Below are 23,267 nucleotides of genomic sequence, written 5' to 3'. Positions count from 1 at the left end.
CTGAAGAGGTTAATATAATGGCTGACAACGCATCCCCAAAAACTGAACCGCGCAATCAACGAAACACTGGCAATAACCGACCGTTAGGGATGGTCATTTCAAAACTAAAGCCACTTTCAAGTGAGTTCTATACGCACTTTCATGAAAAAAACAGAGCCTGCCTGCGCCAGTTTAACGCCATCTCCAATGCCATTTATAATATTTTCCGCCTGGTAGAAGGTGACCAGGCGACAAGCACTAAAGTTCAGAAATGGCTCTCCGGTGTTTACGAAGAACTGTCGGGTAATGTAAATACCTTCAAAGAGCAGATTGACAAAAATGTCGCCCGACTGCCTCTGGATGATTCTTCATTCGAAGGGTTCGACTATGGTGAATTTGAAATTCGCTGGAACCACCCAATGACCTATAAATTGCTGGATATTATCCAGACCATCAACGTCCTGACTCGTCAGGCACATCAGTTGTGGTTATACGGTCAGATATCACAACAGGTTCATGACCGAATTATCCTGCAACTCCTGAGCTCACTGCGGGTTGCGATGGACAACATAACTAAAATACTGAACGCTGAAAACCGCGTGAATGGAAAATACGACGCATTGCCATTCATTCAGAACATTAAGCGGTTTAAATCGGTGGAACTTTATATTGCCAGTCTCGAAACTAAAGCCCCTGTTCAGTCCGGTCACAGTGACAGTTCTGCTGATGCTGGCAGTGAGCCGACATTAAAACCAGAAGCAGCAGCTGGCACCGGTAAACCATCTGACAAAACACAGCCTTCTGCTACTCCTGTTTCGGTACAATAACTCACAGGTTGATATGAGTATTATATCCAGGATTTTTTTAAAAATTAGGGTCGCCCTCTTCGGAGGGCCTGACCACGATATTGTTTTTTATACAGATGATGAGTACGATATCCCGCACACGCCTAACAAGGATGTGCAAAGCTATCTTGATTGTCCAAGTAAGCCTGCGGGTATAACACTCTTTTCAGAGCGTGAGATTCTATCTGTACATGCTAACCGGTTACAGGAAATTAATATGTATATCGGTTTGCCAAATTCAGACCTGAGTAAGGAGGCCTATACCTTCACTAATCTGGTCATTAAGCCATTGATGGAATATACACGCTGGATACATCTTTTACCTGCGTCGGCTTTGTTGAATAAATCGAACTTTTGCTGAGTTGAAGGATCAGATCGGCTTTGTTGAATAAATAAGATTTCGTGCGAACGACCCTGTAGCTGGCTGGATTTTCAGGCAATACGCACGCTTTCTGGCATCCCAGCCTTTGTCATCCTGTTCAACGCACGCACCATGGCCATAGCTTCCGCTACCTGAACATCGTAGTCACGCAGCGTCAGTGAATCTCCCAACAACTGCTTCATTCTGTACATTGCCGTTTCCGCTATCGAGCGACGGTTATATTCCGTTGTCCATTTCCACCGTGCATTGCTTCCGCTCAGCCGCTGATTAGCAACGGCACGGTTGCGGTCTGCGTACTCACCGGGCCAGTAACCTGCTCCTTTTCGGGAGGAATAAGCGCGCTGATTTTTTTGCGGCGCAGTTCATCGTGACAGAGCCGGGTGTCGTAAGCCCCGTCTGCCGCGGCTGCCCTGATTTTTCTGTGCGTCTGCCGGATAAGGCCCGGGAAGGCTTCTGAGTCCGTGACGTTATTCAGCGACAGGTCTGCACAGACAACTTCATGTGTGTTGCTGTCAACTGCCAGATGCAACTTTCGCCAGATACGACGGCGCTCTTTGCCGTGCTTTCTGACTTTCCATTCGCCTTCACCAAAGACCTTCAGCCCGGTGGAATCAATCACCAGGTGTGCGATTTCACCCCGGGTGGACGTTTTGAAACTGACATTAACCGACTTTGCCCGCTTACTGACACTGGTGTAATCCGGGCAGCGCAACGGAACGTTCATCAGGGCAAAAATGGAATCAATAAAACCCTGCGCAGCCCGCAGGGTCAGCCGGAATACGCGTTTAATCACCAGAACGGTGGTGATGGCGAGATCAGAATAGCGCTGGGGCCTTCCTCGTGATGAAGGCGTTGCCGACTCATACCAGGCCTGAATCGCCCCATCATCCAGCCAGAAAGTGAGGGAGCCACGGTTGATGAGAGCTTTGTTGTAGGTGGACCAGTTGGTGATTCTGAACTTTTGCTTTGCCACGGAATGGTCTGTGTTGTCGGGAGGATGCGTGATCTGATCCTTCAACTCAGCAAAAGTTCGATTTATTCAACAAAGCTACTAAGAGCCTCTTCATTCCCTGGCTTTACTACTTCGTCTGACATGGAAGCTTCCTTACAAATGAAATTAATCATAACTAAATCACCATCAGGTGATTTAGTTATATCTGTCGGTTATAGGAACCACTCAGGTTTTACACCGAAGCGCGCGGAAAGAGCTTTTATGTGAGTGATGGTCAAAGAGCGCTGCCCTGACAGGATTTGGCTGACCAATGATTTAGATCCGATCTCATCCTTAAGGTCTGAATAAGACAGCTTGTGCTGGTCAATCAGGGTTCGCAGAAGTGCAACGCCGACTGGTATTTCAGCAATAGCTTTGTTGAACTCAGCGAAACGAGGGCTGTTATCTTCATAGTCGGCAATCTTACTCGCCAGGAAGTCAATAAGTGGGTTCTCGTCGTCGTTCTCGATCAGATAATCCACCAGCTCCATCGCTTCGCGGTAATCGCTCTCGGAAGAACTGCCCCCTAGGAAGGGGACGGCAGCTACGAGTTGTTTGGTTGCTTCAATGGCTTTTGCAGTGTCGGTAATCATTCTTTGTTCTCCCTGTAATAGCGGGTCAACTTGTCGTAATCAGCGTGGGTTGCGATGTGCTTCACGTAGAAGCGCTTATTTACGAAATTGATATAGGCGATAACCCTTAAGTTGTTGCCCCCTACATCCAAAACCCACCACTTATTCCTGTACTTAAAATTATCCAGGCTCGGTATCAGAGTTAGCATCTCAGCTGGAGAAGAGAAGTCCGTCTCGCGCACTAAGCGGTACAACGCCCGAATGGCTAACGAATCGTTGGGATATCGCTTTGCCGCTTCCTCAAAAGGCTCTTTTGAAATTACGTGCATCTTGCGGTCGTTCCATCCGTTTACATTATGTGAACATTATAGCATCGCTCTTTGCCGTTTACAATATGTGAACGTTACCTTTGCATTTCACAACCTCGCCAAAATCCCCACTTAACCTGAATAGAGTGGACCTTAAGGGCATATGGGCCGTTTTGATGCGTGGCTAACCGACGAGTTAAGCCAAAAGCAGGAGGTGACCTGCTCCCCGTTGCTTTCCGGGCTACGTACCGCCGTATGTTTAGGCTCCAGTCCTACCATTCTGGCGAACTGACGCGTCTGATAAGAACGGTAGGCTGAACCGTTGTCTGTCAGCCACTCAACGGGGGATGTCGGCAGGCTGTTACCGAAGCGACGCTCCACGGCACCCAGCATGACGTCCTGCACGGTTTCACTGTCATATCCACCGTTACTGGCTGCCCAGTAAAGTGCCTCGCGATCGCAACAGTCCAGAGCGAACGTGACCCGCAGTTTTTCACCGTTATCACAGCTGAACCCGAAGCCGTCAGAGCACCACCGCTGGTTACTTTCTCCAACGGCCACTTTCCCTGTATGCGCCCGCTTCGATGGCGGTATTTCCGGTTTACGCTCAAGCAGCAGCGCATTCTGACGCATGATGCGGTATACGCGTTTGGCATTGATCACCGCCATGTCGTCAGTTTCTGAGTAAGCGTACAGCGTGAACCGTCTGGTCATAATCTGAAGCATCCGACAAAGTGGTGTCGGTGATGCTGCCAACTTACTGATTTAGTGTATGATGGTGTTTTTGAGGTGCTCCAGTGGCTTCTGTTTCTATCAGCTGTCCCTCCTGTTCAGCTACTGACGGGGTGGTGCGTAACGGCAAAAGCACTGCCGGACATCAGCGCTATCTCTGCTCTCACTGCCGTAAAACATGGCAACTGCAGTTCACTTACACCGCTTCTCAGCCCGGTACGCACCAGAAAATCATTGATATGGCCATGAATGGCGTTGGATGTCGGGCAACCGCCCGCATTATGGGCGTTGGCCTCAACACGATTTTACGTCACTTAAAAAACTCAGGCCGCAGTCGGTAACCTCGCGCATACAGCCGGGCAGTGACGTCATCGTCTGCGCGGAAATGGACGAACAGTGGGGCTATGTCGGGGCTAAATCGCGCCAGCGCTGGCTGTTTTACGCGTATGACAGGCTCCGGAAGACGGTTGTTGCGCACGTATTCGGTGAACGCACTATGGCGACGCTGGGGCGTCTTATGAGCCTGCTGTCACCCTTTGACGTGGTGATATGGATGACGGATGGCTGGCCGCTGTATGAATCCCGCCTGAAGGGAAAGCTGCACGTAATCAGCAAGCGATATACGCAGCGAATTGAGCGGCTTAACCTGAATCTGAGGCAGCACCTGGCACGGCTGGGACGGAAGTCGCTGTCGTTCTCAAAATCGGTGGAGCTGCATGACAAAGTCATCGGGCATTATCTGAACATAAAACACTATCAATAAGTTGGAGTCATTACCGCTCGATACTATCACCTACAAAGCACCAGATGAGAAATATGTCATCGGTGTTTTTACTGATATCACCTGTGGCTTTTGCCAGAAACTACATAGCGACCTGCAATCCTATCTGGATAAAGGCATCACTATTAAATTCATCGCATACCCACGTGCCGGGATGAACTCCATGATAGCCCGAAACATGGCATCTGTCTGGTGTGCAGATGACAAACCTGCAGCTTTAACCAGAGCAATGAAAGGGGATGGTTTGCCTGAAAAGCAACCGACAAAGGCCTGCATGGACTCCATTCAGAGCCAATTTAATGCAGGGAACATGTTCAAACTCTCAGGCACGCCTAGCGGTTTAAGCCTGAAAGGTGAGCCGATGGTATTTGCGGGGTTACGTGACCCAGAACAGATGCTGAACAGCCTGAAAACGGCCAATCAGAAAAAATAACTCTCCGGGAGCAACAATGAAGAAATTAATAGCAGTGGCAGCGGTAGTGGTTGTTTCATTTGCCGCCCAATCCAGCGTTTGCGGGCCAGTTGCGTGCAAAGTTACTTTCGTCGATGTCGACGGCTCGCAAAAGCCGATCATGCTTCTCGATGACAAAGTTTCAACGCGGAAGAGCTCAATGAACCGTGTATTTGATGATGTGTACTCGCACGGCCGTAAGGTCCAGACTGACCTGAAATCAACCACTCCAGCTGCCGGGCATACTGATAAATCATCACCCGTGCAAATGAGCAGGGAATTAAGTCCTGTGGTCATCTACAGCGCATAAAACGGAGTCTCTCATGGGATTAATCAGAACAGTGGTATACGTGGGTATCATTGGAGGCATCTTTGCCTATACACAAACAAAAGATAGCCTTGAAAATATTTCGGTACCGGATGCGGAGTTTCCGTTGTCAATCACCAGGAATAACTTTATGCAATCGACATGGGTGAACGAGCATTACACTTCACTGAAGAATGGTCCGATTGCTGACGGTATATCCAGTATTCTGGATGATGCTCAGGATATCAGGGGGCCTGTCAATAATGTTGTCTTGATGGCCGGTAATGTCGATATCCAAAAGGTTATTCAGGACGCAGTAGATGAACTTGACAACAGTAGCCGAAAATCCAGTAAGTAAATTAGCAATCAGAGCTATCAGATACGCATAATAAATAAAATATCACTTAGGGGTAAAACATGGAAAATAAACAAAATAGTAAAAAACAGACTCTGATTCACATCGCCTTGGTACTGGGTGGCTTTGTAGCTGGCTCGGTAATTTGGGGGGCTGGTAGTAATAAAATGAATTCAAATGACGCCTCTAATGAGACTGCCAATAAACAGCATATCGAACGGGCAAATAGTATCAATGCATTAGCTCAAACAGCGAACCAGGTAAATAAGCCAGCCGGTCTAGTACTGTCTGAGCAGGACAAGGAACTTATTGGCAAAACTGCGGCACAATATTTGATCGATCATCCGGAGAACCTGGTGGAAGCTGGTAAGCGTCTTGAAGCCAACCGAGATGGAGAAAAAACCTCAGACGTTGTGAATACAAAAGACGTATTGCTTGAAACAAAATTCACGCCAAACTACGGCCCAGATAACGCAGATGTAGCTGTTATTGAATTTTTCGATTACATGTGTCATTTCTGTCAGCAGTCCAGTCCCGTGCTTGAAAAGGCGATTGCAGAAAATAAAAATGTTCGGACTTTCTTTAAAGACTTCACCATTTTTGCTGACCGCACACCTATCTCCGGGATGGGGCAAAAATTGGTCTCTACATCTTTAATAAGTACGGGCAGGAAAAATACTACGAGTTCCATAATAAGCTCATGAGTGAAGCGGGTAGGGCAATGAAGGACAGGAAGGACTATACACCTTCTAATCTGGCAGCCCTGGTCAATGGTTTGGGATATAAAGAAATACTGGATCAGCAAGGTAACTTCTTGCTTACTGTCGAAATGCGCGATCAGCTTCAGAATGTTCTTGATGCAAATATGATGCTGGCGGATAAACTCAATTATAGCGGCACGCCAGTATTTATTGTTATGAACATGAAGAACCCGCAAAACAAAACCACAACCATTATGCCCGGTGCGCCTGATTTTTATCGCTTGCAACAGGCAATTAATAAAGCAAAAGGAAACTAAACAGATTCTTCCCTTACCAAAACAGGGTTAATAGCAAATGCCTCGTAAAACGTGACCCAACGGGCATGGAGATTATGAGGTTAATATTAAATGATTGTACATTTGAACGGTGAAGATGAAAACTTGTATTCCATATATTATCAAATCATGCAAAGAGAAAAAGAAAGAAGGGGGAATATGATAAATAAATTACACAATCTAGAAAAGGTCATGGATAGTACCTTTGCAACTGGCCATTCGACCTGGTTAAGATATGTGTTAAGAAATAGTGTATCTACGCTGGGTGATTTAAAGATCGCGGCTAAGCAAGTATGTTCAAGCAATACAGCGAAAGACGAAAGTACAGAATTGCAATGTAGCATTGCAGTCTCATATTGTAGTACTTTACAATCTATCTCAATTATTTTTCAGGTTGCCGTGGAACTTGAGACGTTACACCAGAACGATGCTTTTCTAAGGTCAACGTATGAATATCTTAAACGCAATGGGATTTATGATCACGATATAATTTTTGACATGCTTAAGAAAGTATCTCTAACTGATTGCGAAAAAATTCACGAGTCTATTGTTAAAGCGCAGTTTGGGGTGGAGTTATTGGAAGCACGTATTAGTTTCGGCTCGAGACATTTTCCTCTTCGTAATGATATCAAACGATTTTATCCATATTTACTACGAAAAGAAGTTTTTTAAGGTTCAACGATATTGATTTCATTTAAATTCGGTATGACCTCAGCTGGGTTAATTAAATGAAATTGGGTGTCCATATCAATAAATTTCTAATATTTAAGGGTGTTTCTATGTTAGAACATAACATTGTTTTCAACAGCATGATGATTATGATTGTTATCTTATCTTATATGCTATTTAAAATTCTTAAGTCAAAGAAAAGGCTTCAGCATAAGTATGATGAGGTATTTAAGGCTTTTCATATTGCGGATTCAGAGTACACCGGCGGCCTAAAAGATGTTTACAAAAACTTATCTTTAAGCAATGCTCAGTTGCAGTTCCTTGCTGTTTACTTCAATCAAGACACTGTCCAGTTTGATGGCAGAAATATTGTGTGCGAAAAAGAGGATGATGTTCAGTATATTCTTTCACTTATATCAGACAGCCATTTTTGGTTGGACAAATCCATGAAAGGAATAAATGAAGTGGTAAATAATACGGACGTAATAAAAGATATTAAATTATCTCTATCACCGTTCGCTTCGTTGGGTGAGCTGAAGGTTATAGATGATGAATTTAAACTGAAAAATAAAGAGTTTGATGGGTTTGCTAAACTTAAAGTTAAGTATGATGTAAAAAGGGGGTGAAAATGGCAGGGGCATTGTTTTCACTTTCTGCTGGTGGGGTGATGTTTGCAACAGCTGTTGTTATTATCATCTTTAGTGCTATGCTATATGACAGTATAGTTAAAAGACGTTCTAAAAATATTAACTCACCAGAGTTTACAGGATCACCTCAACTAGCATCTTGCAATTGTTCAGGAGGTACTGTCCTGCTTTATCTTGATTTTGATGGAGTCCTCCATCGAAGGATGAATGAGACATTTGAAAGAATGCCTCTACTGGAAAAAATTTTAAAACAATGTCCAGAATTACATATAGTCGTGTCCAGCAGTTGGAGGGAAACAATGACTTTAGAAGGGCTTAAATACCTTTTTCCGGTAGCATTCAGACACAGAATAATAGGTGTTACACCTTCACTTCAGGAAGTAAAGGATACCGAATATGTTCGGTACAGAGAGTGCCTTATACATGCCAGACATATGGGGATCAACAAGTTTATTATCATTGATGATGAATCACACCGTTTTCCACCTGGGTGCGAAAATCTGGTGTCAACGAATTACAGTGAGGGGATGACTGACCAAACAGTAGAATCTGTCATTATGAAATATTGTCAGTACTTAACATGAAGGAATGAATTACAATATTAAATATAAGTTTTTTTTGTGGGCGATGAACAGAGAATTAAAGCCGGTTATTCAGGCAGGGCAGGAACAACTACCCATGGATAATCGGCTCCCGGACATGTCCGGGCAAAGAAATCGTAGAACTAGCGCATGACAGTAAGACGGGGTAATCGAGGCAATGTCTCAACTGTACAAATGAAAGAATGCGTTGCTGGGTGGGCACCGGCAGTCAGAGCCAGCGTTCTGCAACTGCATCAAAGGCTAAGTGTACCTGCCATTACCTCAGCTCATGAATCAGCATGCCAGCATGTTTAATGTTTAGAGTCGTCATGTTTGCATTAAGGTCTTTCATCATTCTGGTTCCGCCGCATCGCACATATTCTCTTAATCTTCCATTGTAGGCAGCGCTGGAAGCGATTTTAAGCTGCTTTATCGGACAGGGAAGATAACCCACTCCTTTAACGAGATCGTCCTCAACAGCGTTCAGGTAAACGGGAGAGGCAGCAATGATAAAGTTATCATGCCGGTACATACTAAACAGTTCCGCAAGGGAAGGGACTTTTCCAGGTAGTATGGGGTCAGAAGTCAGCATACCCCATATGCTGGCGCTCTTTCTTCCTATCTTTGTAAACGTAGCATCATAAGGGATCGCGGGGTCAGAACTGTGTCGTAGGCCCAGACCTGCAGAAATAACCCATAAACAGATATGAGAATTAGAGTTTGCAATAGACTTAGCTGTACTCCAGTGAGCACTACAGTATATGTTTTCCGTTTCCTTAATATCATCATTACATGTAGTGAATCGGGACTGCACAAGACTTTTCCATTGCTGATAGGCAATCTCAGTATCTGTCGTATGGTAGGGAAACACAGTGTCATGTACAGGTCCTGCTTTCCTTTTCGCGCATGTTGTAATGAGATGAATTGTCGACATTATTCAGAGCCTATAAAGAGTATTTATTATCAATAAGGTAGTGTATTTAAAGATGGGTATACTGGATCATCTTCAGGCACCCAATAGCCAGACCCGCACTCCCATTCTTCTCCAATGAATACGAACATTTGCCTGACAAGATATCTCCTGAGTTCCTGAGAGATTACGCTCTCAATTTTTAACAGGTAACTCTTGTTCTTACAATGGGCTTTTAAGTGAGAAAGAAGTGTACTGAAGCAGCCTTGATTGGTGATAAATACAGAAACTGATGAAACAACCAGAACAGGTTTACCCAGCAAAGATGCATGTTTGCTACGTGCACGTATATACATGTTTTCGAACAAGGACAAGCCATCAACATGTCTGGATTTTACTGGTATAATACTTCTATTACTTTCATCCATTAGCCTTTCAAATGCATTGATAATATTTGTAATGTCAGTTTCTAAAATTTTTTGATTAATTATCATTGTACTTAGGTTATCCCGGCGATAGTAATGTTCTTAAAATCACTGATTAAACTGATATCCACAGAATGCGCCAGTGTTGTTAGCTCGGAAAAGTTTATTTTTTCGTAATAACCATCACTGATTAAGTTTAATAAATTAAAATCCAGGGCAGGTGGTGGGCAAATGCTTCCAGAGGTGTAAATATATTCAAGCCCACGTGCAACAAATATTCCGTGAGGTGCACTCTCTGCTAAGTTTTCCCCTGAATATAACTCAACCCACATCCTGAGTCGGTAATCCAGAGTGAATTCACCTATCTGAATCCAAAAATGTGGATATAACTCAAAGTCTGTTTTGTGGTTTTTAACTACCCCGCACATTCGTTGATGAGAAATGCCAGCATGATTTAGAGCACTGCTTATCATTAAGGTATGGCCATCGCACTCAACGGGTGCATTCTCAATAACCTGTAAGACATTATTTAACATTACAAGGCATTCGGGCATAAGGGGATTGGCCATATAAAAACCTATTCCGTAATTTCTGAAAGGAAGTCACTAAAGGGCTTGTCGTTGTACTGGGGGTATAATCGTTTCATCATTCCAAAAGCGGACTTCACAGCACTGCGGAAGTCAGGATAAAAAGAAGGCTTAGTATGAAGATCGCTATCATTCTTCAACACACCTTCGAAGCAGCCATACTCTTCTCCAAACTCCTGAACTATCATCCACCGGCCATCCTTGCATTCAACTACCATCAGAGCCGATTTTGGGTAGTCGCCAGCAGGGGTCAACCAATCTAAATGGTAGTGGTTGATAGTATCATATACCTTATGTACATTCACAGAATGGTCTCCTGAGCGTATTTAACATAACGTACATTAAGCGCACTAATGCTGTCAGCACAAAGCGTTATTGTCGTCTCAGCACAATTCACACGCGTCGTGTACGCTAAGCCTTCATTTTGCTCAGCACAGGACCGCGATCTTATATTGGCTAGACAAAGTCTGTAACTCCAATATTCTAATGTCACTTTTGGGGCTGCGGATGTTTTCCTGGACTGTTATGTTGTGATCCCAAGATGCTGCCGGTACTTCACCGGACTCATTGCACCTAATGATTTAAGCCACTGAGCTACCGAGCTGGCAAAGTAAGTCAATATGCCGTCTGCCCCGGCGCGTTTGAAGCATATAAGTGACTCAAGCACCGTTTGCTCTTCGTCGAGCCAGCCATGCCGGAACGCGGCCATATGCATCGCATACTCACCGGAAACCTGGTAGGCAAAAACGGGTACTGCAAAAGTTTTCCTAGCTTCCCTGATAATATCCAGATATGGCATGCCCGGCTTAACCATCACCATGTCTGCCCCCTCCTGCAAATCCTGGGCAATTTCATGCAACGCTTCCATCGCATTTGCCGGGTCCATCTGATAGTTTTTTTTGTCCCGTTTGCCCAGCGCCATGGCAGATTGAGTGGCTTCGCGAAAAGGACCGTAATAGTTTGACGCGTATTTCGCTGAATATGCCATGATCTGAATAGTCAGCAGGCCATTCGTTTCAAATGCCTGTCTGATATGTCCGATGCGGCCATCCATCATGTCGCTTGGCGCGACAATATCTGCACCCGCTTCAGCGTGCGTAAGCGCCTGTCTGGTGAGAATTTCTTTTGTCGGCTCATTAAGCACATATCCATGTTCGTCAATGATGCCGTCCTGACCATGTGACGTATAGGCGTCAAGCGCAACGTCAGTTATCACCCCGAGTTCAGGAAAAGCCTTTTTCAGCGCCCTTACAGTTCGCGGTACTAAACCGGATGGATCCCACGAAGCGTCTGCCATCAGCGATTTAGCAGAACTTTCTATACACGGAAACAGTGCAATAGCAGGTATACCTGCCTGAACAAATTGCGCGGCATCATGAAGCAACATATCAACCGACAGGCGAAACACACCCGGCATCGACGGCACTTCCTGCCGCAGGTTTTGCCCCTCAATAATGAATACAGGTAAAATCAGGTCGTTTACGGTCAGCTGATTTTCAGCGACCAGACGGCGACTGAAAGAATGGGTACGAGAGCGACGCAGTCGTCGCGCCGGGAAAGAACCAGGAATAATAATACTCACAAAATGTACCTTTTCTTCTGCGTTCTCAGGGAGAAGTTAAGCCTGAGCAAAATAAATACGTGGCTAGCGACAGAATTCCAGTGGCAGGCCGTACTTCTGCTGTATGGTGTGCCCATTCCAGATAACGTGGCCATTTACCAGCGTCATATCAACCGCACCGCCTGACAAAATCCGGCCTTCAAAGGGAGACCATCCGCATTTGTATGCCACATCCTCCCGGATTATCTGTTGATGACTGAACGGATCGATAACCACCAGGTCCGCCCAATAGCCTTCCCTGATATAGCCGCGATCTTTGAGCTGGAAGCGCTCGGCTACAGCATGGCTGGTCTTTCTCACCACCATTTCCGGGGTAAAAATCCCCCTGCTGCACATATCCAGCAGTGCAGGAAGAGCATGCTGCACCAGCGGTAAGCCGGAAGGCGCAGCAAAATAGTCACTCTGCTTTTCCTCCAGTAAATGCGGCGCATGGTCAGTTGCGATAACGTCGATAATGCCTTCATTAACGCCTTTCCAGAGGGCTTCCTGATGAAACGAGGTTTTTACGGATGGGTTACATTTGAGCTTATGCCCCAGCGTTTCATAATCGTCATAATTAAAAAACAGGTGATGAACGCAGGCTTCAGCCGTGATGGTTTTCTGGCGCAGCGCCTCCAGCGTGGGGGCTGCATCAAAGAGAACAAGTTCGTCTGCGGTGGTAATGTGCAGAACATGTAATCGGGTACGATGTTTTTTCGCCAGAGAGACGGCCTGGCGGGAGGATGTCAGGCAGGCGTCCACAGAACGAATAGCGGCATGCTCGCCAGGAGGAATAGCATCCCCAAAACGAGCCCGCCATATCGCCTCATTTTGCTTTATTGTCGGGGTATGCTCGCAATGTGTTGCCACAAGACAAGGGCATTAGCGAAAATACTTTCCAGCACCTGTTCATCGTCCACCAGCATATTCCCGGTAGAAGCCCCCATAAAGACCTTCACCCCACAGGCTTGCGAAGCCGTAAGCGCTTTCAGTTCGTCAAGGTTATCGTTCGTCGCGCCGAAGTAAAAACTGTGGTTCGCCAGCGAAGAACGCGAGGCACGCTGAAATTTCTCACGCAGCGCCTGACGGGTTGTCGTGGGTGGCGTAACGTTCGGCATTTCCATAAAACTGGTAATGCCTCCCATTACTGCGGCAGCGGATTCAGTGGCAATGGTTCCCTTATGCGTCAGACCGGGTTCGCGGAAATGAACCTGATCATCAATCATACCGGGGATCACCCATTTCCCTCGCACATCAATAACCAGCCATTCCGGTCGGGAGGGAATAAACGAGGCAATTTTCTGGATCCGTCCCTTATCAATGAGGATGTCGGCCTGATAGCGCATGTCCTCACTGATTATTAATGCATTGGTCAGTAATAAAGGCTTCATGACATCCCGCCCCGATACTGTTGCGCTCCAGTATGGATGAGATAAACGCGCCGATTAAATAACGGTTTGCCTCTGCTCGCTTTGCAAAGGGTTGCAATCCCGGCGTTTCAGTGCACGCTGCGACGTCGGAACCTGAAGAATACAACCAGGATTCAAATGACGAATCAAAATGGTTAAAGATGATGCCATCCTCACATTCACAGCCATCAACCCGCTCTTTTTCCATGACAGGGAAAAAGCGTTCAAGCTCATCACGTAATGCTACGCTAAAATGGCCTGGACGGGCAGTATGTTCAAAGGTGTAGAGATACGCCTGCTGGCGAAGAATATCCTCGTGACAACAGAGCACACCGTGTCTGGCTGCGTTTTTCAGAAGCGCTTCATAATTAAGCAGTACTTTTCCTTCAACTGAAGGTTCGACCTCTGCCCCATTGGTAAAGCCGCGATTTGGGTTCTGTCCAGTACTGTTGAGCCGACAGCCAGCACTCAGGCCAGACAGGTTCACAAGCGGTAAAAAACTCACAGCTACGTTATCAAACAATTCAGGGGAGCCTTCGCGCAGAAAATCCAGCATCCCCCAGCATCCCGCGGGTTCTTCTCCATGAAACCCTGCCGCAATCAGAATATGCGGAACGTCAGCCCCCTGATTGACGGACTGATACAGCGATATGTTGCCCTCTCCAGGACACCCCAGAACAATTTCATACAGCCCCCATCGACTGGACTGTTCCCTGAATGCCTTTTCAAAAAAAGCAATATCGTTACTTTGGGTATCATCCTTCTTCACTGGCCAGATATGACAACGGTTCTCGCGCAGGGACGAACTGCCTCCATGTTGATTAATCAAGGCGCACCTCCGGCGGTCGGCAACACATCTCAATGCAGTCAGCTGCTTCGTTGAGTAATAGTGTTCCCATACATTTCCCCGTACGATCGCGTACGGTGACACGCGCCGCATTTTCCTCCGCATCGCCAATAATCAGGAGGAAAGGAATGCGGGCCAGCGTCTGCTCCCGGATTTTGTATCCAATTTTTTCATTACGAAGATCGGTCTCACAGCGAAGTCCTTTCCGGCGAAGTGCCTTCAGAACCTGCTCCGCGTATCGATGTTGTTTATCAGTAATCGTCATGACCACGGCCTGAACCGGCGACAGCCAGGCGGGCAGTTTACCAGCGTAGTGTTCAAGAAGAATACCGGTAAAACGCTCAAGAGAGCCGAAGAGCGCCCTGTGTAACATCACCGGGCGTTTTGTCGAACCATCCTCGGCAATGTAGCCAATATCGAATCGATCAGGCAGATTCATATCTACCTGTAGCGTCCCGCACTGCCAGTCACGACCGATCGCGTCGCGCAACACAAACTCCAGTTTAGGGCCATAGAAAGCCCTTCACCGGGATTTACCGACCATTGTAATCCCTGAGCTTCCAGAGAGGCTGAAAGCGCGTTTTCCAGCCGATCCCAGTCGGTGTCACTTCCCATGCGTTTTTCAGGACGGGTGGATAACTTGATTTCGACCTCTTCAAATCCAAACTGCTTATAAATATCAAGCACCAGATGAAGGATACTTTTACACTCCCCTCAAGCTGTTCCAGCGTGCACGGGTCCAACGCTTCTTCGTCAAAAAGCGTGATGATATTGAGCGTGCCACTTTTCTGCACTGCCTCGATCAGATCGATATATTGGCCATCGATTTCAGCATACACGGCGTTTTTCGCGACGGAAGAATCGATACTTTCCGCGACGTTCTGCAACGTGGTCCCTTTTCTGACGAGCTTCAGAGAGCCATCAGGAAGAGTAAAGGTGAGAGGTTCTGACTCTGTTATAAGCGCTTCTGACATTTTCGTATCCCGACATAGCTCAGTGATTAACAGCAACTATGTTGCATTAACCCACAAATTAACGCAACCTTGTTGCATTAAAAGCGTCACTAGGGAGTGCCTGAATATGTTAAGGGAAAGCATGGAAATGTTATTAAATGGTAAAGATAATCTTTGCCATTTAAATACGTCTCACGCTAAGGCATACAATTTACAGTATGATATAACGTATAACTGATAACTAATAACTAACTACGATTCTGTCAGATGGAGAAAATGTTTCAACTTTTGCTCGCCTTGAGAACGGTGTTAAGCGCCATCGCAAAAGACTGAACATATCTGGATAGACATTATCAAATGAAAAACAAAAGGTTACACACCCCCCTCCTGCCAGCGGAATGACAAAGAACATGGTGGGATAGCGAATACAGACGGAAGAGGTAATATAAAATGAAAAAGCGCATTGCCTGCCTGCTTTCATTCCTGCTTTCATTGTATACCTGTACAGCACTCGCCAGGCATCAACAACTAATGCACAATGTATACGATACGCAAGAAAGCCAGAGCAAAGTTAACGAAATCCTGTCCGCCGTCTCTTTTCACGGGAATGAACTTAGCTATGGCGAACGTATCGCTGAGATATCTTCCCGTTTCCTCGGAACGCCTTATCAGGCGCATACACTTATTGGATCATCTTTGATGCAAGAGAGGCTGGTCACTAACCCCAGTACCGTGGATTGTTTTACTTTTATTGATTATGTTCGCTCCATGGCGCACGCCAGTAGCTGGCAAACTTATGTATCTGAACTTGTTAAGACCCGTTATACAAACGGGATGATTGATTTTACTGGCAGAAAACATTTTTTCACGGACTGGGCGGTCACATCTCCGCGAAATGCACAAGATGTTACTCAGGACATCAGCCCGTATACTATTACTGTCAACAAACGGCTAAACCAAAAGAATAAAAGACAAGAATATGTTAAGGGTCTCGGCATTATCTCACGCCGGATAAGCTATATACCGGCTTCTGCAATAGATAAAGAGGTAATAAATAAACTGAAAACAGGTGATTATGTGGGTATTTATTCAACAAAAAGAGGACTGGATGTTTCACATGTTGGGATCATTATCAAAGACCACAATAACATCTGGTTCAGAAATGCATCGTCATTAGCGAAAAACAGAAAGGTAGTTGACTCACCTTTTATTAGATACATGGCTACAAAACCGGGTATTGTAGTTTTACGAGAGAAAACAGATCAATACCCTGAACAGTAGAATAGTGTGTCAGGCAATAGCGCCTTTACCCACTCCCTCAAAGGCATGGACTTCTATTTTCGCTGCGGGTAAACCGTGCTCAATTGATTGCCTGATAAATAAAGCCAGTGACTCAACCGTGGTATCACACGGCAGAATATCTACTACCTCAGAACAAAGCATGATTTCAAAGTATCCCTGAGAACTTCGCCAGGAAGAACATGTCAGCCCCTTATGCCAGTATGTAACGGCACGCGGTGAAAGTGTTGTCACTGTAACGACATCTTCCCGGCTTAACAGATAAGCGTTATTCCATCGCGTTGCCCACTCCTGTTCCCACATATGGCTTCGCTCACCATCCACAAAAATTCTGATCGCAGAGCGATGCCCATGCGCTATTCTCTGGCAATTTCCGCGGTGTTTTTTCAGTCCATGCGAGTAATGATAACTGTCACCACTAATACTTTCCGGCCGTAACGTTATCGTTATGTCTTTTACTCCCTGCGGCAAACACGCCAGTAAATGTTTTTCTATTTGGGATTCAAGGCAACGGGAAGTAATATTATCTGCCTGGACCAGCCAGAAACTCTCCTGCGGCCCGGAAATAAAACACTGGGTCTCCCCATTCTTACGCAGCATGGCGACTTCCGTCGTAGTCCCCGCATGACTAACAATAATATGACTATTTTGTTCCGGCACAATCAGGACATGATCGGCCAGTTTATCAATTTCATGTTTGATACTTTTTTTTGCATGTGAGAAATCCATTACCATTGATTCAGCATTCAGATCCCCTTCAAGAATAATATCAACGATAAGGCTATCGCCAATCAGTCCGGCCTCCGCATCAAGGAAACTAAAATCCATGACCGTCAGATCATTAATAAAAAGTTTCACCGCTACCTCTTTAGTAAAACAGAAAAGCCTCCTCCGCAAAAGGATTGATGAGGCAAGTATCATTTTGCTACATTAATAACAAATCGTTAATAATACGGTGTTATGTTAACGACACCAGCCGAGCCATACTCAGAATTCATTTCGCAACAGCTGATAACCTTCCACCAGTTTGACATTAGTGCTGGCGACTTCTTCTGAAAATTGTAAAGAAGCGGGATCCACTTTCGAATAACTTTTAAGATCGGAATCTGGCCCCACGCGTTCCGTTGATGGAATATAGGTGTTCTCAGGCAAGGTAACGCCATCCACAACTGCATTATAGCGAATAACACAACCCGTCTGAATATGACAGTTAAACAACACACTGTTGAATCCAATAAATACCCGCTCGTCAACCTGACAGGGGCCATGCACTATTGCACGGTGGGCAATAGATGTTCCGCTTCCTATCGTCACTGGCGCGCCGCTTTTTGAGTGAATAACCACTCCGTCCTGAATATTAGAGTGGGAATGGATAATGATAGGATCCATATCCCCGTCTGCATTTAGCTCGTCAGCACGGATAACCGCATAGGGTCCGACGTAAACATAATCATGAATAATGACACGTCCACAAATTACCGCGGTGGGATCGATATAGGCCTTTGTTGACACCACTGGGGTATGACCTGATGGGTTTTTACGTAACATTTTTACTTCCTTTCCAGTGAATACGGGCAACGGCATTATGGGGATGCAGGCTTTCCTGATGTTCAACCCTGATATCAAATGCTTCACAAAAGGATGCACAACGAAAAACATTATTGAGCCGACGGGCAGCATCTTCGCAAAACATCAGATTTTGACCGTTAGCCACTGCAAAAGCCTGTTCGTCGCTCCGCTTGACGACCGTTTGCACGGCTGTCCCGAGAGCAACTTCAGCATAATCAATCAGCTCAAGCACAGGCAGTGATTTTGCTTCAGGATTAAGACGGATATCCATCCATGCCCAGCTTCGCTGGCTGTGCGGGGTTGCCGGCATTCCTTTCTCAACAAGCCAGTCGGCTATTTCTGCTGCCGGGAGCCTGTCGATCCGGTTACCAAAGTCTTTGCTAAACTGCAAACCCGCGACGTGGCGGCTAAGTGCAGCGGAAGCCGGGCAGGTTGACGAATAAGGGATACCCACTTTGAGGGTAACCGTAAAAGATTGCCTGAGTTCGGCGCTCAGAGTCAGAGGATAAGCTTTCCAGCCGGAGTGATTAGAATTTAACGACTTACGCGACAGTAACAAATCCCCTGAAATCTCAATACTGGCTTCATCACTACGTCCCTGATGAGATACCAGAAATGCTTTCAGCACATGTTGCAATAATGCCGGTGTGATTTCCCCTTGTGTCAGTTCGTCCAGAAGAAGATAAAGGCGAGACATATGGATCCCCTTTTCAGCTTCAGGTGAACTGAGAAGGTTTATGCCGGCATTGACCTTTGCTGATACCGGCCTACCTGCGATGTCTATCGGCAGGTCAATTTGCTCCATGCCAACCCAGGATAATGACTCTCCCTCACCGTCACCCTTAGTGGACTGAATATCCGGTAGCATGCCGGGGCATAAGGTTTGTTTGGCTGCAATACTCATATATACCTGCCTGATCTGATATTTACTCTCATCCCTACCCTGCCCCCGCTTGGGCCACCGCTTTATTTCTTTTGATACTGAATCTCAACTTTTTCCTCCTTTGTTTTGGCTTCAATACTTAATTCTGCGGTGGGCCTGAGTAGCAGGCGTTGCAGACCGATAGGTTCGCCTGTATCCCGGCAGAAGCCATATTCTCCATTTTCAAGCCGTATCAGCGCTGCATCATATTTCGGCAACAGGCGGCTTTCTCTGTCTATCTGTCTGAACAACAGACGTAACTGTTCTTCACGAATGGCGATGTCACCTTCGTCACCCGTTTCTGGATCCTCCTGCAACTGTTGCTTCATCTGGTCTATATGATCAAGCACCTCCTGCCTTTCGTGGCGGATAAGCCGCCGGAAGTAGTCCTGTTGCGCAGGGTTCATGTAGTCTTCTGACGGCATTGCCAGGATTTTTTCTTGTTCAGCGCGGGTAGGTTTAGTCATGTTCTGTACCGATAAAATTACACACTAAAACGTTATAACATAACATCATCTGTCGCTACAAAATAACCTGTTAAGCCAGCCGGGCCACTTTCGTGGGCCAGGGATCGTGGAAAATTCCCCCCTGCTGCCACCAGCGAATTTCCTCTTCAGTGAGTAAACACTGGCGCAACGCGAGGACAAAATCGTCAATTTCGCCGCTCTCGCCAATAACAGTCAGGCGGCAGCGCCGGTCACCAAATCTGCCCGGCATTTTTGCCAGTTGCTCATGGATAGCTGCGCGTTCTTCCTTTGTCAGTGAATTATCAGTGTGGGTCAGGACCCCGGCTTTCCAGTAGCTTATGAATTCGAGATTGATGCTTCCTGCGGCCTGGTTCCACAGTAATGCCAGGTCATCCCTTCCCGGTAGCCAGAAAAAACCCTTGCTGCGGTAAACCCTGGAACCCATAAATCGGTGGCAGGTATCCCACAGCCGCTGCGGATGAAATGGACGGTCATCCTCAATGACCCGCCACGAAATATCATATTTTTTGTCGGGTTCATCCGACAAAACTGCATCAATTGCATCCTGAAGCTCATCAATAAGTAACGCCACCCGATGAAAATCGTAATCCGGCATGGAAAGCAATTCATCCAGCTGTAAATTTCCCCAGGGCACAGCCATAATTGCAACCTGCGGATTAAGTGGATGTATGGCTCTGGCTACCTCAGTAACAACATAGAAGGGTAATCTGTCGTTTTTGGTTAACAAGAGCTTATTACAGAACATAATCTGTTCTGCCAGCAGGCTTTCCACTCCCCGGGTCCCTTTATTGAGGTGCTCCTGGAAAACCGGAATAAGCTTCTTTCCACCGTCGTAGTCATCATTAAGCATGACCGTATCTACAAGAGACAAAAATGCTTTGAGACTTACCTGGGTGTGTTCCCGCAGATAGCGGACCAGGGGAAGAGGATGGCTGCTGCCTGACGTTTCCAGTAAAATAAAATCCGGAGACCGTGTTTCGAGCAGGTTTTTCAGCGCGGAATCCAGCTTCTGGATCCCGCTTCTGCTGCTGATACTGTCTGCTGAAATACTCACAAAATTGTTACTGGCTGCATCAACGATTTCTGTGTTGGCTATCAGGACGCCATCCACATCAAGTTCACTCATGTCATTAACGATGACGGATACAGTCATTCGCCGTTTGTGTGCCTGTGTAAGAAGGTTTTTTAGCAGAGTAGTTTTCCCTGCCCCCAGAAAACCATTAAGGATAATGAGCGGTGTTCTTTTCATAGCATCCGGCCTTATGCCGCTAAACGTTAATGCAATCAAGTTGCAATAATACCGGCTTCCTGCCAGAATTCAAATAACATGACTCGGAGGGGGAAATATGACAACACCAGTAGCCAAAACGTATGACTGGAAGCAAACGTTGCGCACACATGGTTTGCGGGCAACGCCATCCACCCTTGCAACGCTGCAGTGCCTTGAACATGCCAGCCAGGCCATGAGCCATGACGATTTAACTCAGCAACTGGGCGAGCAGGCTCCCGATCGTGTGACCCTTTACCGAATACTGGAGCGGCTAATGCAGGTAAGTATTGTCCAGCGTTATACCGACTCGGCAAGAACTCAGCGTTTCGCTCTGACCCAACGGGCTGCCGTAGGACTTTTTGAATGCGATAACTGCCATCATGTTATTCCTATTGAGCAGGATCCAGCCCTGGAAGCGGCCATTGAACTGGTAAAATCACATCTCACCGGACATGGTATGACCGAACGGAAAATTACCCTTTCCAGTCATGGTATCTGTCCGGACTGTAATCGTACTGTCACCAAATAATTTTTTCTTATTCCGGACGACTGTTAATTAGCACCAGGCGTGTTCGTGTGCTGCTATCTAAAATAATGAGGTAAACGTAATGATTAAACTAACAAACACGCTTGGTATGCAAAAGGAGCTATTAGTTCCGGTTGAAGAGAGCAAATCGGCATGTATGTATGCGGCGTGACGGTTTATGACCTTTGCCATCTGGGGCACGCCAGAACCTTTGTCGCTTTTGATATGATTGTCCGCTATCTGCGTTTTCGCGGATACGATGTGACTTTCGTGCGTAACATTACTGATATAGATGATAAAATTATTCAGCGCGCCCGTGATACGGGAGAGGACTGGCGCAGCCTGACAGAACGGATGGTGCATGAAATGCACATTGATTTTGCAAAGTTAGGCATCCTGCCACCAGACATCGAACCTCGTCCCACAGAGCACATCCCACAAATCATCAGTATGATCGAACGACTTCTGCATCGACAATTTGCTTACATTGCAGAGAATGGTGACGTCATGTTCTCCACTGCATCGGCAAAAGACTATGGAAAGCTTTCGGGACAGGATATTACCATGCTTCGTGCCGGGACCCGCATCGAAGTGAATGAATATAAACGCGACCCGCTGGATTTTGTTCTCTGGAAGCGGGCAAAGCCCGGCGAGCCCGTCTGGCCATCCCCCTGGGGCGAAGGGAGACCTGGCTGGCATATTGAATGTTCCGCCATGAACTGCCATTACCTTGGTACCCATTTCGACATTCATGGCGGTGGTTCGGACCTGATATTTCCCCATCATGAAAATGAGATTGCCCAGTCCACCTCCGCAAATGATGGCCCCTACGTAAATTACTGGCTTCACACCGGCATGGTGACGGTGAATAAAGAGAAGATGTCGAAATCGCTGAATAACTTTTTTACCCTGCGCGATATTCTGCACCGGTTCGATGCCCAGAGTGTGCGCTTCTTCCTGCTAGGCGCACATTATCGCAAGCCGCTGAATTATAGCGAGGAAAATATTCACATTGCGCGCGCCTCGCTGACACGGCTCTACACCGCATGCCAGTTCGCTGACGGGTCTCGATCTGAACAGCACGATGCATGGCGGGCCAGATTCTGTGAGGCAATGGATGATGATTTCAATACACCCCAGGCGCTTGCCATTTTATTTGAACTGACAAGAGAGATTAACAGGCTTTGCGGAATGAATGATGATGAAGCCGCAGCACTTGCCACCACGCTGAAATACCTGGGGAATGTGCTGGGTTTGCTTGAACAATCAGCAGATGCCTTTTTGAAAAACCGCAGTGATCTTCATCCTGCAGAACTGCAACTTATTGAAAGGTTAATTCACCAGCGCAGTAAGGCACGACGTATGGGCGAATGGGACAAGGCCGATCGTTTAAGGAATGAATTAGCGGAGCAAGGCATTGAACTTGAAGATGTCGGCGAAAATACCTCATGGCGTTTCCGATAAGTTGTCCCTCTGGATGTAAGAAATTTCAACATCGATCGTTATGTTATAACGTAATGCAAAGGGTAATTTTATGAACCAACCACGCGAAGTCGTTATTGTCGGTGCGGGTCCGGCCGGGGTGGGTATGGCGGCGCTTCTTCGTCGGAGTGCTATACAGGATATCCTGGTCGTTGACAGTCACGAAGTAGGTGCCTCCTTTATGCGCTGGCCGGAAGAAACCCGTTTTATTACTCCTTCCTTTTTTTCCAATCCGTTTGGACAACCAGATCTGAATGCTATGACCCTGACAGTTCATTGGCGCTTTTCTGCGGTGAAGAACATCCAGGGGGAAAACTTATGCCAGTTACCTTAAGGTCGTACTG

The 23,267-nt window shown here is 46.4% G+C and carries 27 protein-coding genes and 6 pseudogenes; 15 read left to right on the top strand and 18 right to left on the bottom strand.

Translation table 11 applies throughout. The features are described from left to right. Nucleotides 1-17 precede the first annotated feature (17 nt). A complete protein-coding gene (locus LPQ25_RS26900; RefSeq protein WP_040217257.1) occupies nucleotides 18-806 on the top strand; it encodes a hypothetical protein in 789 nt (262 codons plus the stop codon). Between the two features lie 13 nt (nucleotides 807-819). Then, on the top strand, nucleotides 820-1,185 hold the full coding sequence (locus tag LPQ25_RS26895; protein ID WP_048333448.1) for a hypothetical protein: 366 nt from the start codon (nucleotides 820-822) through the stop codon (nucleotides 1,183-1,185). Between the two features lie 71 nt (nucleotides 1,186-1,256). Here LPQ25_RS26895 and LPQ25_RS26890 read toward each other — a convergent pair. The 4 genes and pseudogenes from LPQ25_RS26890 to LPQ25_RS26875 form a co-directional block, all read right to left on the bottom strand. Beyond that, nucleotides 1,257-2,224: pseudogene (locus LPQ25_RS26890) on the bottom strand (IS5 family transposase). Nucleotides 2,225-2,370: 146 nt separating this feature from the next. Continuing rightward, on the bottom strand, nucleotides 2,371-2,790 hold the full coding sequence (locus LPQ25_RS26885; protein WP_011251286.1) for a helix-turn-helix domain-containing protein: 420 nt from the start codon (nucleotides 2,788-2,790) through the stop codon (nucleotides 2,371-2,373). Next, nucleotides 2,787-3,098, bottom strand: coding sequence for a type II toxin-antitoxin system HigB family toxin (locus tag LPQ25_RS26880; RefSeq protein ID WP_011251285.1), 312 nt, complete (start codon nucleotides 3,096-3,098; stop codon nucleotides 2,787-2,789). The genes LPQ25_RS26885 and LPQ25_RS26880 overlap by 4 nt, the downstream gene beginning before the upstream one ends. A 204-nt stretch (nucleotides 3,099-3,302) precedes the next feature. Continuing rightward, nucleotides 3,303-3,761, bottom strand: a pseudogene (locus LPQ25_RS26875) (DDE-type integrase/transposase/recombinase); the annotation flags it as partial. 113 nt (nucleotides 3,762-3,874) lie between these two features. Here LPQ25_RS26875 and LPQ25_RS26870 point away from each other — a divergent pair. From LPQ25_RS26870 to LPQ25_RS26830, 9 genes are all read left to right on the top strand, one after another. Further along, nucleotides 3,875-4,572 (top strand): IS1-like element IS1A family transposase gene (locus tag LPQ25_RS26870; RefSeq protein ID WP_223175001.1). Its coding sequence is split into 2 segments (ribosomal slippage): nucleotides 3,875-4,124 and nucleotides 4,124-4,572, totalling 699 coding nucleotides; the frame shifts between segments, so codons are not numbered across the junction. Between the two features lies 1 nt (nucleotide 4,573). Continuing rightward, nucleotides 4,574-5,023, top strand: coding sequence for a thioredoxin fold domain-containing protein (locus tag LPQ25_RS26865; protein WP_011251283.1), 450 nt, complete (start codon nucleotides 4,574-4,576; stop codon nucleotides 5,021-5,023). Nucleotides 5,024-5,039: 16 nt separating this feature from the next. Then, the gene (locus LPQ25_RS26860; protein ID WP_011251282.1) at nucleotides 5,040-5,351 is read left to right on the top strand and encodes a hypothetical protein; all 312 of its coding nucleotides are present in this window, start codon (nucleotides 5,040-5,042) and stop codon (nucleotides 5,349-5,351) included. A 13-nt stretch (nucleotides 5,352-5,364) separates the two neighbouring features. Further along, nucleotides 5,365-5,706: a hypothetical protein gene (locus LPQ25_RS26855; RefSeq protein ID WP_011251281.1), complete on the top strand. Its 342-nt coding sequence runs from the start codon at nucleotides 5,365-5,367 to the stop codon at nucleotides 5,704-5,706. A gap of 59 nt (nucleotides 5,707-5,765) precedes the next feature. Further along, a complete protein-coding gene (locus LPQ25_RS26850; protein WP_234599522.1) occupies nucleotides 5,766-6,407 on the top strand; it encodes a DsbA family protein in 642 nt (213 codons plus the stop codon). Next, on the top strand, nucleotides 6,404-6,721 hold the full coding sequence (locus LPQ25_RS26845; protein ID WP_228263089.1) for a thioredoxin domain-containing protein: 318 nt from the start codon (nucleotides 6,404-6,406) through the stop codon (nucleotides 6,719-6,721). Before LPQ25_RS26850 ends, LPQ25_RS26845 begins: the two co-directional genes overlap by 4 nt. Before the next feature lie 90 nt (nucleotides 6,722-6,811). Further along, nucleotides 6,812-7,411: a hypothetical protein gene (locus LPQ25_RS26840; protein ID WP_234599521.1), complete on the top strand. Its 600-nt coding sequence runs from the start codon at nucleotides 6,812-6,814 to the stop codon at nucleotides 7,409-7,411. 107 nt (nucleotides 7,412-7,518) lie between these two features. Beyond that, on the top strand, nucleotides 7,519-8,034 hold the full coding sequence (locus tag LPQ25_RS26835; RefSeq protein ID WP_041937820.1) for a hypothetical protein: 516 nt from the start codon (nucleotides 7,519-7,521) through the stop codon (nucleotides 8,032-8,034). 2 nt (nucleotides 8,035-8,036) lie between these two features. Then, a complete protein-coding gene (locus LPQ25_RS26830; RefSeq protein WP_011251277.1) occupies nucleotides 8,037-8,639 on the top strand; it encodes an HAD domain-containing protein in 603 nt (200 codons plus the stop codon). 274 nt (nucleotides 8,640-8,913) lie between these two features. Here the strand turns inward: LPQ25_RS26830 and LPQ25_RS26825 are convergent, their stop codons facing one another. The 9 genes and pseudogenes from LPQ25_RS26825 to LPQ25_RS26785 form a co-directional block, all read right to left on the bottom strand. After that, nucleotides 8,914-9,228 carry a hypothetical protein gene (locus LPQ25_RS26825; protein WP_077260860.1) on the bottom strand — a complete coding sequence of 105 codons (315 nt, stop codon included), beginning with the start codon at nucleotides 9,226-9,228 and terminating at the stop codon, nucleotides 8,914-8,916. 371 nt (nucleotides 9,229-9,599) lie between these two features. After that, the gene (locus LPQ25_RS26820; protein ID WP_011251275.1) at nucleotides 9,600-10,040 is read right to left on the bottom strand and encodes a hypothetical protein; all 441 of its coding nucleotides are present in this window, start codon (nucleotides 10,038-10,040) and stop codon (nucleotides 9,600-9,602) included. 5 nt (nucleotides 10,041-10,045) lie between these two features. Then, nucleotides 10,046-10,540 carry a hypothetical protein gene (locus LPQ25_RS26815; protein WP_011251274.1) on the bottom strand — a complete coding sequence of 165 codons (495 nt, stop codon included), beginning with the start codon at nucleotides 10,538-10,540 and terminating at the stop codon, nucleotides 10,046-10,048. Nucleotides 10,541-10,548: 8 nt separating this feature from the next. Continuing rightward, nucleotides 10,549-10,863: a hypothetical protein gene (locus LPQ25_RS26810; protein ID WP_011251273.1), complete on the bottom strand. Its 315-nt coding sequence runs from the start codon at nucleotides 10,861-10,863 to the stop codon at nucleotides 10,549-10,551. A gap of 218 nt (nucleotides 10,864-11,081) precedes the next feature. Next, nucleotides 11,082-12,140: a porphobilinogen synthase gene (gene hemB / locus LPQ25_RS26805; protein WP_234599520.1), complete on the bottom strand. Its 1,059-nt coding sequence runs from the start codon at nucleotides 12,138-12,140 to the stop codon at nucleotides 11,082-11,084. A gap of 63 nt (nucleotides 12,141-12,203) precedes the next feature. After that, nucleotides 12,204-13,549: pseudogene (locus LPQ25_RS26800) on the bottom strand (dihydroorotase). Then, a complete protein-coding gene (locus LPQ25_RS26795) occupies nucleotides 13,509-14,396 on the bottom strand; it encodes a M14 family metallopeptidase (protein WP_151362964.1) in 888 nt (295 codons plus the stop codon). Before LPQ25_RS26795 ends, LPQ25_RS26800 begins: the two are co-directional and overlap by 41 nt. Beyond that, nucleotides 14,389-15,154, bottom strand: a pseudogene (locus LPQ25_RS26790) (His/Gly/Thr/Pro-type tRNA ligase C-terminal domain-containing protein); the annotation flags it as partial. The pseudogene LPQ25_RS26790 and the gene LPQ25_RS26795, both read right to left, overlap by 8 nt. Nucleotides 15,155-15,235: 81 nt before the next feature. Then, nucleotides 15,236-15,388 (bottom strand): annotated as a pseudogene (locus LPQ25_RS26785) (TGS domain-containing protein); the annotation flags it as partial. A 429-nt stretch (nucleotides 15,389-15,817) separates the two neighbouring features. On the opposite strand from LPQ25_RS26785, the gene LPQ25_RS26780 reads away from it, so the two are divergent. After that, a complete protein-coding gene (locus LPQ25_RS26780; RefSeq protein WP_151393263.1) occupies nucleotides 15,818-16,648 on the top strand; it encodes a DUF1460 domain-containing protein in 831 nt (276 codons plus the stop codon). A gap of 9 nt (nucleotides 16,649-16,657) precedes the next feature. Here the strand turns inward: LPQ25_RS26780 and LPQ25_RS26775 are convergent, their stop codons facing one another. From LPQ25_RS26775 to LPQ25_RS26755, 5 genes are all read right to left on the bottom strand, one after another. Beyond that, a complete protein-coding gene (locus LPQ25_RS26775) occupies nucleotides 16,658-17,524 on the bottom strand; it encodes a tunnelling fold family protein (RefSeq protein ID WP_011251271.1) in 867 nt (288 codons plus the stop codon). A 129-nt stretch (nucleotides 17,525-17,653) separates the two neighbouring features. After that, complete coding sequence (locus tag LPQ25_RS26770; protein WP_004214543.1) at nucleotides 17,654-18,214, bottom strand: LbetaH domain-containing protein; 561 nt, start codon at nucleotides 18,212-18,214, stop codon at nucleotides 17,654-17,656. Next, complete coding sequence (gene folE2 / locus LPQ25_RS26765) at nucleotides 18,204-19,139, bottom strand: GTP cyclohydrolase FolE2 (protein ID WP_011251270.1); 936 nt, start codon at nucleotides 19,137-19,139, stop codon at nucleotides 18,204-18,206. Before folE2 ends, LPQ25_RS26770 begins: the two co-directional genes overlap by 11 nt. A gap of 62 nt (nucleotides 19,140-19,201) precedes the next feature. Further along, nucleotides 19,202-19,624: an RNA polymerase-binding protein DksA gene (gene dksA / locus LPQ25_RS26760; protein WP_004214547.1), complete on the bottom strand. Its 423-nt coding sequence runs from the start codon at nucleotides 19,622-19,624 to the stop codon at nucleotides 19,202-19,204. A gap of 70 nt (nucleotides 19,625-19,694) precedes the next feature. Further along, on the bottom strand, nucleotides 19,695-20,894 hold the full coding sequence (locus tag LPQ25_RS26755; protein WP_014599314.1) for a CobW family GTP-binding protein: 1,200 nt from the start codon (nucleotides 20,892-20,894) through the stop codon (nucleotides 19,695-19,697). A 97-nt stretch (nucleotides 20,895-20,991) separates the two neighbouring features. On the opposite strand from LPQ25_RS26755, the gene LPQ25_RS26750 reads away from it, so the two are divergent. The 3 genes and pseudogenes from LPQ25_RS26750 (at nucleotide 20,992) to LPQ25_RS27245 (ending at nucleotide 23,257) form a co-directional block, all read left to right on the top strand. Further along, nucleotides 20,992-21,444, top strand: a complete 453-nt coding sequence (locus LPQ25_RS26750) for a Fur family transcriptional regulator (RefSeq protein ID WP_011251268.1) — start codon at nucleotides 20,992-20,994, stop codon at nucleotides 21,442-21,444. A 79-nt stretch (nucleotides 21,445-21,523) separates the two neighbouring features. Next, nucleotides 21,524-22,905 (top strand): annotated as a pseudogene (cysS, locus tag LPQ25_RS26745) (cysteine--tRNA ligase). Between the two features lie 70 nt (nucleotides 22,906-22,975). Continuing rightward, nucleotides 22,976-23,257, top strand: a complete 282-nt coding sequence (locus tag LPQ25_RS27245; RefSeq protein ID WP_267921341.1) for an NAD(P)-binding domain-containing protein — start codon at nucleotides 22,976-22,978, stop codon at nucleotides 23,255-23,257. Nucleotides 23,258-23,267 lie beyond the last annotated feature (10 nt).

Origin of the sequence: Klebsiella sp. KPN54798, from assembly GCF_021184225.1 — a bacterium.
Lineage (GTDB): Bacteria > Pseudomonadota > Gammaproteobacteria > Enterobacterales > Enterobacteriaceae > Klebsiella > Klebsiella pneumoniae.
Note: the sequence above shows the minus strand (reverse complement) of the source record. Positions and strands in the feature narration are given on the sequence as shown.

Excerpts from the sequence above, each read along its gene's own strand:
- LPQ25_RS26820 (WP_011251275.1), bottom strand. The coding sequence starts at position 10,040 with ATGATAATTAATCAAAAAATTTTAGAAACTGACATTACAAATATTATC.
- LPQ25_RS26815 (WP_011251274.1), bottom strand. The coding sequence starts at position 10,540 with ATGGCCAATCCCCTTATGCCCGAATGCCTTGTAATGTTAAATAATGTC.
- LPQ25_RS26850 (WP_234599522.1), top strand. The coding sequence starts at position 5,766 with ATGGAAAATAAACAAAATAGTAAAAAACAGACTCTGATTCACATCGCC.
- LPQ25_RS26755 (WP_014599314.1), bottom strand. The coding sequence starts at position 20,894 with ATGAAAAGAACACCGCTCATTATCCTTAATGGTTTTCTGGGGGCAGGG.
- LPQ25_RS26835 (WP_041937820.1), top strand. The coding sequence starts at position 7,519 with ATGTTAGAACATAACATTGTTTTCAACAGCATGATGATTATGATTGTT.
- LPQ25_RS26860 (WP_011251282.1), top strand. The coding sequence starts at position 5,040 with ATGAAGAAATTAATAGCAGTGGCAGCGGTAGTGGTTGTTTCATTTGCC.
- LPQ25_RS26845 (WP_228263089.1), top strand. The coding sequence starts at position 6,404 with ATGAGTGAAGCGGGTAGGGCAATGAAGGACAGGAAGGACTATACACCT.
- LPQ25_RS26880 (WP_011251285.1), bottom strand. The coding sequence starts at position 3,098 with ATGCACGTAATTTCAAAAGAGCCTTTTGAGGAAGCGGCAAAGCGATAT.
- LPQ25_RS26750 (WP_011251268.1), top strand. The coding sequence starts at position 20,992 with ATGACAACACCAGTAGCCAAAACGTATGACTGGAAGCAAACGTTGCGC.
- folE2 (WP_011251270.1), bottom strand. The coding sequence starts at position 19,139 with ATGAGTATTGCAGCCAAACAAACCTTATGCCCCGGCATGCTACCGGAT.
- LPQ25_RS26885 (WP_011251286.1), bottom strand. The coding sequence starts at position 2,790 with ATGATTACCGACACTGCAAAAGCCATTGAAGCAACCAAACAACTCGTA.
- LPQ25_RS26895 (WP_048333448.1), top strand. The coding sequence starts at position 820 with ATGAGTATTATATCCAGGATTTTTTTAAAAATTAGGGTCGCCCTCTTC.
- LPQ25_RS26770 (WP_004214543.1), bottom strand. The coding sequence starts at position 18,214 with ATGTTACGTAAAAACCCATCAGGTCATACCCCAGTGGTGTCAACAAAG.
- LPQ25_RS26780 (WP_151393263.1), top strand. The coding sequence starts at position 15,818 with ATGAAAAAGCGCATTGCCTGCCTGCTTTCATTCCTGCTTTCATTGTAT.
- LPQ25_RS26855 (WP_011251281.1), top strand. The coding sequence starts at position 5,365 with ATGGGATTAATCAGAACAGTGGTATACGTGGGTATCATTGGAGGCATC.
- dksA (WP_004214547.1), bottom strand. The coding sequence starts at position 19,624 with ATGACTAAACCTACCCGCGCTGAACAAGAAAAAATCCTGGCAATGCCG.
- LPQ25_RS26900 (WP_040217257.1), top strand. The coding sequence starts at position 18 with ATGGCTGACAACGCATCCCCAAAAACTGAACCGCGCAATCAACGAAAC.
- LPQ25_RS26830 (WP_011251277.1), top strand. The coding sequence starts at position 8,037 with ATGGCAGGGGCATTGTTTTCACTTTCTGCTGGTGGGGTGATGTTTGCA.
- LPQ25_RS26825 (WP_077260860.1), bottom strand. The coding sequence starts at position 9,228 with ATGCTGACTTCTGACCCCATACTACCTGGAAAAGTCCCTTCCCTTGCG.
- LPQ25_RS27245 (WP_267921341.1), top strand. The coding sequence starts at position 22,976 with ATGAACCAACCACGCGAAGTCGTTATTGTCGGTGCGGGTCCGGCCGGG.
- LPQ25_RS26840 (WP_234599521.1), top strand. The coding sequence starts at position 6,812 with ATGATTGTACATTTGAACGGTGAAGATGAAAACTTGTATTCCATATAT.